The organism is Shewanella sp. SG44-2 (assembly GCF_014164215.1).
In the GTDB taxonomy this organism is placed as follows: Bacteria; Pseudomonadota; Gammaproteobacteria; order Enterobacterales; family Shewanellaceae; genus Shewanella; species Shewanella frigidimarina.
Genome location: NZ_JACJEU010000005.1, coordinates 139654 through 152443 on the forward strand (window position 1 = coordinate 139654; position 12790 = coordinate 152443).

Below are 12790 nucleotides of genomic sequence, written 5' to 3' on the forward strand. Positions count from 1 at the left end.
CTTAACCTCGCAAAATCTCATAGGAAAAATCATGCAGACTTTGGCACAAACCCTTAGCGTACAAGCCGTAAACGCGTCTTTAACACAACTACTATTAACCTTAGCTGACACCTCAAAAGCCATTAGTGGTGCGGTTCGTCACGGGGCATTAGCGGGCGTTTTGGGTGCAACAGAGCAAGAAAATATTCAAGGCGAAACCCAGAAAAAACTGGATGTAATCACCAATGACATGCTTAAAGATGCCCTTAAAGCCGATGGCAATGTACGTGGTTTAGCGTCTGAAGAAGAAGATTATGTGGTTGAGGTGAATGCTAAAGGTGAATACCTGGTGTGTTTTGATCCACTCGATGGCTCATCAAATATCGACATCAACTCATTAGTGGGCACTATATTTTCAGTATTACCTGCACCCGCTGGTGAGTTAAATGAACAAAGCTTTTTACAAGCTGGCCGCAAACAAGTTGCTGCGGGTTATGTGTTGTATGGCCCATCAACCATGATGGCGCTAACCACAGGCCAAGGCACTCAGTTTTATACTCTTGCTCCAGACAGCCAAGAGTTTTTACTGACCGACGATAGCGTGCAAATAACCCCAGACACTGCCGAGTTTGCCATTAATATGTCAAACCAGCGTTTTTGGGAAGCACCAATGCAAACCTATATTGCCGACTTATTACTCGGAGAAATAGGACCTCGTGAGCAATCATTTAACATGCGTTGGATTGCAGCAATGGTCGGTGATGTGCATCGTGTATTGTGCCGTGGCGGGATATTTTCTTACCCGACAGACAATAAAAACCCAGCCAAACCGTTTAAGTTACGCTTAATGTATGAAGCCAACCCAATGGCATTGTTAGTTGAGCAAGCTGGCGGTAAGGCATCAACAGGTTATGAAACTATTTTGGACATTCAGCCAATCGAAATCCATCAGCGCGTTGCGGTAATTTTAGGTAGCGCTAACGAAGTTGATACCTGCTTGAGCTACCACGGTATTGATTACAGCGAAGAACCATCAATTGATTAATTGATTATGCTGTAGAAAACCGCCTTTTGGCGGTTTTTTCATTTATGCGCTGCTGTTGAACTCATTGATGATCTAACTGATGCGAATAAACATAGTGAACCGCAATGATGCATTCTGTCAGGAAACGAGAGTAAAGAATCATTTCTTTACAATAACTTAAATACCCACTAAGTTATTTTAAGGAAATTAATAAAGGACTATAACGATGCCGCCCGCCAGATCATCGAATAAAAATAAATATATTGCGGCTATTTTACTCTTATTGCTTATTAGCATGAGCGCTTATGCTTATCTGATGTCCACTAAAACCCCTACAATAGAAACTGGCACTATTTTAGTACTTCCAGTGCAACTCGCAACAGACAATACAGACTTACAATGGAATCGCTATGCCGCGATGGATATGCTTATCAATAAGCTCAATGTCGGTGTTAGTTACCCATTGCTGCAAACCGAAGATATTATAAATATCATCTCGCTTATCGCTAATGACCACTTGAGCCAAACTGTCGACATTCAGCAATTAATGGCTGTCTCTGGTGCGGAGTTGGTGATTGAATCCAGTATTACCGGCGCGAATAATCAATATCAATTAGCATATACATTACATCAGCAGCATCATACAAAAGTGGGAGTAATTAACGTTTCAAGTATCGAGCAAGCGTTATTAACAGCAGCAAACGAGATTACTGAGCAGCTCAATTTACAACAGAAGCAACAAAATAAGAAGACAGCAACTCAATACCATTCACGTCTTAGTTCCCCTCTGTTGTTCAATGCAATAACACAGCTACAACTTGGCGACACTAAGGCTGCTGAGCAGCACTTATCCAAGCTCATACGCTCCACACCAGACAACTTAGTTGCCATACGTCTGCTAGCCAGCATCCAATTGCAGCAACAGCAATATGAACAGCTTAATACAACATTGATAGCATCAATCGATCTAGCTACGCATCAGCAAGATGAGCGAGAGCTAGCCAGACTAAGATTGTTATTAGCGCAAAGCTACACCGAAACGGACAGAATAGAACAAGCATTAGGTGTACTTACCATTGCCAAAACCAATGCTGCTAAAGTGAAAGACTGGCTAACATTGGGCTATATTTCACAGCTTGCGGGCATGATAAACCAGCGCATAGGTCGTAATGATGAAGCCAGAGAGCAGTTTAAAAAAGCCATTGAATATCATCAAATGATGAACTATCCCATAGGACAAACACAGGCGCTGAATGAATTGGCAGAACTTGAGGTGATTGAGTTCAACTACCCACAAGCTTATCGCTATATTAATCGCTCTTACGAGCAGGTCGCTCATCGCGGTTTAGATGATTTAGAAAAGACGACATTCAAGCTGATGACCAAGATAGAAAATAAAATGCAGCATAGATAGCATCTACTATTTTCGACACAACGACCCTGTAACAGATTCGTCAATTTAAAGCCTTAAGCATATGACCTTAAACATAAGGCCTTAAACCTTAGACATAAAAAATGGCCTGCATAGCAGGCCATTTTATTCATACTGCTAAACGAATCTTATACTTCCTCAGCTGCAGCTTTTGCAGCCTCAAGCTGATGCGCTTGTTCAGTTTGATCCACAATGGTTAGTACCGCAGTATCACCGACCACATTACATGAGGTTAATACCATATCAATAATACGGTCTAATGCTGCAACAATCACAAATGCCTCTGCTGGTAAGCCTAATTGGTAAATCAATACCCCAATCATCACCATCCCACCACCAGGAACACCACCAGCACCCACCGACAGTAAAAATACGCTGAACAATAACGATGGAATTTGATCATTACTGATTGGCATACCAAAGGCATTCGCGACAAAGAAGATTGCAATGGTAATATAAATCGACACCCCGCCCATGTTCATGGTCGCGCCCAGTGGCACACCAAAACCAGCCACAGCTTGACTCACACCTAGCTTGTCAGTAAGGGTACGCATAGTTACCGGAATAGTGGCGTTTGAGCTAGCAGTAGACAATGAGAATAGAATTTGTTCTTGAGTTTTATCTCTGAAAGTTTTCGCTGAAATTGGAGTGAACAGGCTAACAGAATATGGGTATACGATAAAAATCCAAATCAATAATAAAGCCAAAATAAGCACTAAATATTCAACTACACTGACAAAAATTTCAGGCTCTAAGGTTGCGCCTAATTTAAACATTAAGGCGAATACACCGTATGGCGCTAAACTCATTACCACTGAAATTAAACGCATCATGATTTTATTGGCGGTTTGAAATCCTTTAACTGCTCCCTCAACCGATTGCCCCATTGATTTAATGACACCGCCCATTAATAGCGCCATAAAAATCACTTGCAACATATTGCCAGAGGTAAAGGCTGAAAACGGGTTGTTTGGTACAATACTCACAATTAACGACATTAAATCAGGCAGTTCTGTGGCGGTAATATCCAGCGAACCGTTGCTCGACATATCCACGCCTTTACCGGGCTCAAATATCATTGCGACGGTAAAAGCAGCTAAAATCGCTACCATGGTATTAATAATATAAAACCCAAAGGTTTTACCCCCTAAACGGCCAAAGCTTTTTAAATCTTGTAACTCACACACACCGCACACAATACTCACAAACACCAGTGGAACCACTAGCATCATAATCATATTGACGAACATGGTGCCAACACCACTGGCTAGGCTAACTAACGTGCCACCAAAAAAAGCATTATCTGCCAGTAAAAACTGCACAATACTACCAAGCAGAACCCCAAAAAACAGACCGATAAAGATCCGTGCTGAAAGTGATTTTGTCATCTATAAATTTCCCTTCGAAATGGCAACTTCTGTTGCTAATTATTGTTATACCAATCCTGGTGCTTATTCTTTTCGAGCGCTGAAATACTGAGACATAGCGCAATATATTTCAATCACCTTATGAACAAAAGTGATTACTTAATCGACGCTTAACAAGCGTGCAATATAAAAGTTAGATATAACAACAGATTATATACTTAGTTAATCATTAACGATGGTATAACCAGTGACAGATTTACTACGAAAACAGCTAAAATTTGTGCGTATAGCATTAAAATCAAGCCGACAACGAGAGTAACAATCAGTTTGAAGGTTTTGCTTGCTGATTAAGTGAGCTCGACTCTGTTTAATAAATGGGGGTAGCCGGCTCAATCAGCGTAGTGTTTTTTTATTCTGCACAGTGGTTTTATTCTGAACAGTGGATATTAAGCAACGTCAGTGACATGGATTTGGCTAACATATGTTGTTGTTTAATGCTCACGCAATGTTGTCCGAGCCATTGCACTAACGCTAACCACTGCGAGCTGTATTTTATTGATTGAGAGGAAGATTGATAAGCAGATAGAGACTTTGATTGTTCGCCAGAATGTGCATCTCGATGTAAGTTATTAAGGTAAGCCCATTGCTTGTGTTGTTTATGAAAATCATCCGTCGAATTTGTCTGGGCTAACGCTAATAACTTATCAGGCGACGCTAGCGCAAGTTGCGGCACTATTATGCTGCTGCAAGACTCAAGGGTATTAGCAATCATTAATCCTGCAGGATCAAGGTCAGTAAAGCTAATTACATTGATGTTGAGTGGTTGAAGTAAGTGTAAAAAACGCTTTCGACCTGCTGGCGAATAGTCATGACTACCACGGTATAACACCATACAGTTATTAATGATGGCCTGTAAATCTGGGGTAAATGAATTAGCAAAAAAGTGATCAAAACTGTCGAGGTTCTCTACCACGATGAGGTTCGTTAGATTGAGTTGCTGACAAAGCGCAATCGCACTGTCGACCTTTAATCGCAGTGAAAAATTATGTACAGATAATAAATCGGCAACGGAACCTGGCGCTAAATCAGTCACTTGGTCTTGAGATAAACTAGGCGCTAGCTTAATTAATACATAGTCAGCTTCAGGGCTGATGTTAGCGTATTTTTCATTAGCGCTAAGATGTGACATCTGTTGGCGGGGCACATCAAAATCAAGGGCCAGAATATCTAAGCCCGAATCAATTTGGGCCATGTTACGCAGTAAAACATAATCGTTTGCAGTCAAATACAAGTATTTGTCAGTTCCATCGGTCTCACCTATTTGCCACAATTGATACAATTTTTTCCAATCGGCAGTGAACTTCACTCGCGGCAAGCGCTGCTTTGCCGCGTGTTCCATTAACTGTAACTGTCTTTTGCTTAGGCTAGCCATAACTCAACATCGTTAATGATAAAGTTACCGCTATAAACCGGATCAGGTTTTCCTATCGGTTCAAGCTCAAAGTAATTTTTATGTTCATCGGCTAGGCCTTCATAACCGCCAATCACTTGATATAGCCAGCTTTCTGCATCCCATGTTAATTGCTTCTCTTGCAAATAGCTTAATGCCGATTGACGTAAACCAGAATCAATCACTTCACAAAAATATTCATCCACGGCTATTTTAAGGGGATTTTCAGGGATATCGAAATCCTCACTGTCGCCCATTTCAAAGGTCACGTTGTGCTCACGCAGTACCGCAGGTAACGAGTCGCGACTAATGGCTTTAACTTGTGCCACTAACCCCATCAGCTCTAGTTCGTGATGAGGGTTTGACACATCAACACTTGCAGGGGCTATCAGCGCTTCAGCACAATTAAATAATATCGGCACCGCTTTATGCACTACATGGTTTTCAGGTTGATAATCAGGATGCATGTTGGTGTGCAGTAACCAACCTTTTAGTAATCGGGTGCGCCCTTGTATTTGCCTAAATCGTCCAAGTAACTCATACAATCTCGCTTGGACAATACTCAACTCTTGAGTACATTGACTTAAGGTTTCTTGCAAACTGGTCATCAATAAACGGCGCAATTCACGAATATCGCCAGCAATTTCACCTAACTCGCTAAATTGAAACATTTCTAAGCCGTTTAGCAGCTCTGACACCTGGCTTTGGGCTAACTCGTTTTCGCGAATTTTGGCACTTATAGTCCCAACATAACCAAATTCGTTGTTAATTCGGCTCCATAACACCCGAATTGAATAACGTAAACTGTCGGTAAAGCTGTACACATGTTCATTTAAATCGGCTAAATAGGCTTCCGCAGCACTGAAATCCACATCACGGCGCGCCTCTTTATAATGATCGGCTAAGGTTTTTATTGTCGCTAGCGCTGAGCCGACGTTGGCATCAATCTGTCGATTACGTTCGTCGCTTAATGCTTCTTCCAATAATGCCCGCACCGAACGCTTTAAGCGCAGTTCTTGATCCGGTTCTGGTCGCCATAAAATGCCACTTTTTTTCAGTTTTTCGATAACGCCAGCATCATGGGCTGTATCGTTAATCGACCCAGCCAAATATGCATCCATGACAACATCGGCATGGCGCCCAAGTTGTTTGAGCAGCTTTACCCCAGCTTGGTGTAAGTTACTGCTCATATCAAGTCCCTTTGGGTCGCGGTTTCTGCCTGAGCCTCAAGACTTAAGCCTTCGGTCTCATCAATAAAGCGGATAACTTCGTATAGATAATCTAACTTACCCGTGGCGATATAAATCTGTTTCTCACTATTGGGTTTGGTTAAATAACCCAGTTCTACTAATCGCTTAAACACCAACTTAATTTGGCCGTCAACGTTAGTACTGCTTGAACCGAATAATCGGTAATGGCTCAACTTAGTGAGTTGCTCTCTAAAAGCTGGCGTGTCTTCAATACGCGCTTGTAAATCGGTTAAGCGGATCGGCGCGCCTTCGCTCAGCGGAGCATCTTGACCACTGGCTTCTTGCACTAATACTAGCCATTCCACTAATGGAATAAGTCCTGAGCAAATATCTTTAAATTGCGATGAAATAACTTTGCGCTCAACCTCGCCTAGCTGCAAATAACCACAAAAAAAGACTTCACCCTCACCAGCACTGGCAATGGTGCGATTAATTTGGTTAAGGTAGGTTTCAACTCTGTCGCGAGTGCTGTTGTTTTTTAATGCCCGCCAACCGTCTTCATTTGTCACTCGGCAAATAAACTCACCACGCAACAATTGCTCTATTAATGCGCCAGTACCTACTAAGGTAGTTTCAGTCGATTCAGACATTAGATGTGCTCCTTAGAAGTTTCAGCGCGAGTCATTTCCGCCGTAGGCATTTCGGTTTTAGTGTTACGTTGCGATAAACGTGCCGCTAACGGGTTGGCTTTAGGTTTAACGACCTGCAGCTTTTTAGTTTGCTTATTAATGATGTAACGGTTAGCAAATAGACTTAGCACTTCAGATTCAGGATTTGGGAAAGCCCCTAATACACTGATATTGTTGTTCTCACAGGCATCGAAGATTTTCTTCACGTTAGTGTGATGTAGCGTACCTAACTCATCAATTGGCCAATGGATAGTGACATTGGCTTTGCCGCGCAATAAACGGGTGAAGGCCAATAAAAACTTACATAAAATAAGGTAAGCCATACCATGACTTGAAGACTCGTTTAACTGACGGTCGGTACGAATAATTAAGTCGCTGTTACCTTCTTTTAAACGCAGTTCGATTTCTAACAGTTTCGCAATACCGCCGGTTAATGCTGCGCGGCCAATAATGTCTAATGCACGGCGCATTGAGTTAGTGTAATGCTCGTCCGGTAGTTGGCTGAAACCATCTGCTTTCCACGCTTTAAAGGCTTTAACAAACACTTCAAGTTCAGGCCAAAACTCCAGTTCGCTGATGCGAGAGCGAATTCGCACAGCCGATTCTGATACTCCTTCGAGGAATAATTCTTCACCCACTTCACGGGTAATACGCGCGCTTTGGCTGGCAATACGGCGGTCAATATCGGTTAACACGTCATAGAATGCGGTTAAGTCGATACCAAAAATACGCCCTTGTTCGCGGATCGCCATTAACGATTGCGGCACCATCACATTCAATAACTGCTCAAGCTGTGGGACTAACTTGCGATAGTCGAGTAGACGAATACCTTTGTCGTTAACAAAGCTAGACTCATCACGGGCCCGCTCCCAAAATTCGGCCAAACTTGAACCTGATTTACTGGCAATGACCGAGTCAAAGTGTTCAACATATTGTTTAACAGAACCCATTAAGTAGTCACGCTTTAGCAATAAATCTTCGCCTTGGCGCAAACGCTCGCCAATGCTGCCCATCGCTTCATCGTTATTAGCTGGCAATTTGAGCTCAGCTAACTTGCGCATCACTGCACGCAGCTTAGTGAGGTTTTCAGACGCCTCTACTTGGGCGGCATCACAGGCTTTACGTTCGGTTTCTAAACTGTCTCTTCGGTGTTTTATTTCTGCCGTTTTCGCTTTTAGCAGTTGCTCCAATTCCAGCGTAGCGCGCTTAACATCAGTTAATTGAGTTTGCACTTTAGGCTTTCGAACAAGCCAGGTATGTTGATACCAATCATCAAAACGCAGCACTTCACTGCGGCGTTGTTCTGCATTACTGATGCAGGCTTCAAGATCGCGGATCTGTTTTTTAAGCGCCAAAATGGTGCCTTCATCAACACCACGTGATTTAAGCTCATTTTTGTACCAAGTTTCACCTGCTTTTTGCTCGGTTTTTGCATTTGCACGGCGTTGTTCGATATTGGCTTTAATCTGGCCTAATTGATTATCAATGGCGCCGACCACTTCTTGCCAATAGGCATTTTTTTCCATGCGCGCTTCAAGCGCCTGCTCTTTTTGCTCGCTTAACCAACCAAGGTGCTGATTGCTAAGCAGCTTAAGTTCATTATCAAGTTGTACTAATCGCTTGCTCGAATCGGCTTTACGATCTGCCACAGCTTGATTGATTTTTTGTTGTTCGTTACGCTTTTCATCAAATAGGCGGCGTAAATCTTCACGGCTATTTTTGTACGCTGTACGGGCAAATGTCAGTTCGCGGGTGATGCTATCGAGCGCCGTATTCATAGCAACCAGTTGATCTTCCGCTTCGGCATGCATTTCTTGCGCACTTTTTAGTGCTTCTTCTGCTTTGGCTAAACGAATACGTAAATCTTGCTCTGTAGCGGCATACTCAGGTACATCAATGGCTTTAAGATCGAGGTTAACCCCAAATAATGCTTCACTGCTGTCTTTGGTTAGGCTTGGGTGTAGATCGCTGCGATGCAACAACTCTGGCGCGATAACTTTACCAAAGGTGTGCTCCCAACCGTGGGCTTCTTTACGCAAAAACTCCAACAAGGTATGCGACTGTGGGAACAACATATGGTGCAGTTCTTCTTTGGCATTTTCTCGGTCACTAACGCGAATGCTGGATATACGCAGCGCTTCGTTAGCTTGGTCGCGCTTGGCCCGTTGTTTACGCTCTTCTGTGGTTAAACGATCGACCTTTTGATTACAGGTTTCTTGCTCTTCATCAGCTAGACTTATACGCTCATCGAAAATCGCTAAGCGCATTTTTTCATCTTCGGTGTAAGTCACACCATCAACTTGATGCTTAAGCTCGGCAGCGGTTAATTTAAGTTGATATTCTTGTTCGCTAAATTTAGCTTTACCAGCATCAGTTTGTTCACGCCATTGCAGCTCTAGTTTAGCGATATCGTCATTGGCAAGCTCACGTTGCTTATCACGCGCTTCACGTTGGGTGTCTTGCTCAAGATGTAGCGTTTCAAGTTCGCGATGTAATTGCTCAGCAATTTTACTACGGCGGGCATTAAAGGCGGCTTCAATATCTTGGTGTTTTTCGGTTTGTAATTTATGACGCTCGTTAAGGTTTTCAACATCACTGCGCCAATTAGGCAAATTATCTAAATCAGCTTTGGCTTGTTCAATGTCGGCATCTAAAAAGGCAGCATGCTGGTCTTCAATGGCATTAAGTTCATCTTCAAACTTGCCAGCGTCACCTTTAGCAGCAGATAATTCCTGGTTTAACTCATCACGAACATCTTTCCACTCATCATCTAATAAGCGCAACTTGAGGTTTAGTTCTTTACCATGAGTTTGGTTACGATCTTGACGCTCAGCTTCTAAGGTTTCGTCAGCGCGATAACCGCGCGATAAACTGGCTAAGCGTAACTTTGCACTTAATAACTGATTAAATTCTTGTTCGAGCTTTTCGTATTCGGGGCGGATTTGTTCAAAACCTTGCACCAGCTGACTTTCACGGATCCACGTTTCTACTCGTTGCGGATTCAGTCTAGACGTCGGTGGGTTTACCCCATCTTCTTCTAAAATGGCTGCGATCATTGATTTAACCGTTTCCATTTTGCCCTCTTTCGAGTGCACTGCTTTGGCGAGTTTTTCGATATGACGCAAGCTATGTTCACCGTCACACAACGAGAACTGACGCGCGTAAGTACGCAGCTCATTGCGGTTACTGCCGGTATTTAATAAGCTACGATCGTTCTGGATGATCGCTCGAAACTCTCGAGTGTTTAACAAGTTTGTATGGGCTACGCCATCACGTTTTACTTCACGGCCCAACTCTGCCATTGAATGACAAATGATGGTGTCGCCATTACGCGACTTAATATAATGCTCTAACTCAAAAGCACGGCCAATAAAGCGGTAGTTTACCCCTTTACCGTCACCCGCTGATGCTAAAACCGCTTGATAAAGTAAACCATCATCTTTTTGATATTCATAGATAATGTAGCTTGAGTCATGGGGTAAATACCAACGTTCGAAACTGTCACGCGTTGACGGCACAACACGGCTAGGGTACTCGCCATAAAATACCGGCACTAACCGTTGTAAGGTTGTTTTACCAGAGGCATTGGTACCACAAATATTAGTGTGACCATTTAATAACAGTTCGACCACACCTGGTAGGTGGGTATTAATTAACACGATTCTAATCAAGCTTGGCATGATAATCCTTTTCCAAACAGCTCACATTGCAGTGACAAAGAAGCAAAATACGGATGAAAAAATAACGTCTATTTATTCAATTTAAATAAAGTAAAACAAACGCAGGCTGGAGGCAATTTTCCCCCACAAAAATTGGCTTTATAATACGCTAAATAATTCAAAAATGGCGGCTAACAATGCAGCAAACAGCCAGAAACTGTTTATGTGCAACATATGTCGTCAGGCAGAGAGGATAAACACTGCGGAGCAGAAGGCTTTTTGGTTCGGGATAAAATAAAAAACGCACAGATTTCTCTGTGCGTTTTTTTATGGTGTACCACTCACATTTGGATCTGAATTGTCAGCAATATTACAATTTAAACTGTGAGGTAGCGTGGTTAAGCTCATTAGCAAAACCATCTAATCCTTCTGAAATGCCCTGCACTTCTGCAAGAATACCCAATGTTTGTTCAAATGATGCATTCATTTCAACCACATTATTCGCCACATGTGCAGCAACCAAAGATTGCTGTTCAGTGGCTGAAGCAATATGAGTATTCATACTATTAATACTGACAATTTTAGATTGAATTGAGCTTAATACTTCACCGGTATCTTTAGCATAACGCTCGTTTTCTGATGACTTAGTAATCGCCACATCCATAGTACTTACCGATGATTCAGCGGCGATTTTAAGCTTCTCTAGTACACCACGAATTTCTTTAGTCGCGTCTGCCGTTTTAGAAGCAAGTGCACGAACTTCATCAGCAACAACGGCAAAACCTCGCCCATGCTCACCCGCTCTAGCTGCTTCAATAGCGGCATTTAACGCCAATAAGTTTGTTTGATCTGCAATAGAGGTAATTACGTTCAAAATAGAGCCAACACTTTCGGTATCTTTGGCTAATTCATGAATGGAGTTAGATGCCAGCTCAATACCGGAGTTAAGTTCTTGTGAAATTCTCACTGTACGTTGTACTACAGCCAAGCCCTCCGTCGCTTCTCGTTCAGCAACTTGCGCAGCTTCTGCCGCTTGCTGGGCACTATGTGAAATGTCATTCACCGAGTGGCGCATTTCTTCCATCGACATATGCACGGCTTTAGCATCGTGGCTTTGTTGCTTGGTTGCCTTAGTCGCTACAGCCATACGTTCTTTTAGCGATGACGCACTGTCTAATAATGGACTGGTTACACTGACTACACGTTGAATAGAGTCCGCTAATAAACGTAAAAAACGGTTAAAATTACTCGATACTTGCCCCAGTTCATCAGTACCTGCAACCGTCAATTGGTGGCGTAAGTTACCTTTACCATCTGCTAACTCACCCAATGAGTTTGCAACATCACCAGCAGAACCACTGATGGCACGTGCAATAGAAATGGTAGCAAGTGCCATAAATACCAATAATGCGATACCGATGCTAAATGAAAGATATAAACTTTGCTCTGAACGGTCGCCAGCTTCTTTAATGGTAGAGCTAAACTCATCCACTTTGTCGGCTTTATAAACAGTAATTCCGTTGGTCAGTTTATCGAAAATCTTAGCTTTTTTCTGACTAATTTGTCCCACATCTGCCATATCGATCGTGCCATCAAGCATGCCTCTAGCCAATGATAGTGTCATGGTATTGTATTCATTGAGGTTGTTAGATAATTGCGATAAAACTGCAGTTTCTTGCTGATCGGTAGTTGATAAGTCGGTTAAATTATCGTTAAGTGAAACAAACGTTTTATTGGCGTTCTCAAGTAAATCTTCATCTGCAAACGATACCGCTTGAGTATATAACTCATCTAAGCGTTGTACATAAATGACATTTTGATTTGCAAGTTCAACCCGGTGTGCCACCTTGGTTTCCATGAAAGACAAGGTGTCACGATTTTTATTAATCGCAACAGTGCTGATACCAAGGTTAACGGCAAAAATAATAACCGATAACACAAAAATCAATCCAACCTTTTTAAAGATTGACATGTTACTAAACCAATTCATATTCCGCCCC

General features: G+C 42.5%; 8 protein-coding genes. 2 read left to right on the plus strand and 6 right to left on the minus strand.

Annotation, left to right across the window (positions count from 1 at the left end):
* The first annotated feature begins 31 nt into the window (after positions 1 to 31).
* The gene (locus tag H5181_RS05660) at positions 32 to 1024 is read left to right on the plus strand and encodes a class 1 fructose-bisphosphatase (RefSeq protein ID WP_182750472.1); all 993 of its coding nucleotides are present in this window, start codon (positions 32 to 34) and stop codon (positions 1022 to 1024) included.
* Positions 1025 to 1229: 205 nt separating this feature from the next.
* Complete coding sequence (locus H5181_RS05665; RefSeq protein ID WP_182750473.1) at positions 1230 to 2417, plus strand: hypothetical protein; 1188 nt, start codon at positions 1230 to 1232, stop codon at positions 2415 to 2417.
* A 146-nt stretch (positions 2418 to 2563) separates the two neighbouring features.
* On the opposite strand, the gene H5181_RS05670 is transcribed toward H5181_RS05665, so the two are convergent.
* The 6 genes from H5181_RS05670 to H5181_RS05695 all read right to left on the minus strand — a co-directional run bounded on the left by H5181_RS05670 (position 2564) and on the right by H5181_RS05695 (position 12780).
* Positions 2564 to 3823 (minus strand): dicarboxylate/amino acid:cation symporter, encoded by a 1260-nt coding sequence (locus tag H5181_RS05670; RefSeq protein ID WP_123884128.1) that lies wholly within the window; start codon positions 3821 to 3823, stop codon positions 2564 to 2566.
* Positions 3824 to 4229: 406 nt separating this feature from the next.
* On the minus strand, positions 4230 to 5234 hold the full coding sequence (locus H5181_RS05675) for a hypothetical protein (protein ID WP_182750474.1): 1005 nt from the start codon (positions 5232 to 5234) through the stop codon (positions 4230 to 4232).
* A complete protein-coding gene (locus H5181_RS05680) occupies positions 5222 to 6442 on the minus strand; it encodes a phosphoenolpyruvate carboxylase (protein WP_102035819.1) in 1221 nt (406 codons plus the stop codon). Before H5181_RS05680 ends, H5181_RS05675 begins: the two co-directional genes overlap by 13 nt.
* The gene (locus tag H5181_RS05685; RefSeq protein ID WP_011636014.1) at positions 6439 to 7092 is read right to left on the minus strand and encodes a condensin complex protein MksE; all 654 of its coding nucleotides are present in this window, start codon (positions 7090 to 7092) and stop codon (positions 6439 to 6441) included. Before H5181_RS05685 ends, H5181_RS05680 begins: the two co-directional genes overlap by 4 nt.
* A complete protein-coding gene (locus H5181_RS05690) occupies positions 7092 to 10811 on the minus strand; it encodes an ATP-binding protein (protein WP_182750475.1) in 3720 nt (1239 codons plus the stop codon). Before H5181_RS05690 ends, H5181_RS05685 begins: the two co-directional genes overlap by 1 nt.
* A 349-nt stretch (positions 10812 to 11160) precedes the next feature.
* Positions 11161 to 12780 carry a methyl-accepting chemotaxis protein gene (locus H5181_RS05695; RefSeq protein ID WP_011636012.1) on the minus strand — a complete coding sequence of 540 codons (1620 nt, stop codon included), beginning with the start codon at positions 12778 to 12780 and terminating at the stop codon, positions 11161 to 11163.
* Positions 12781 to 12790 lie beyond the last annotated feature (10 nt).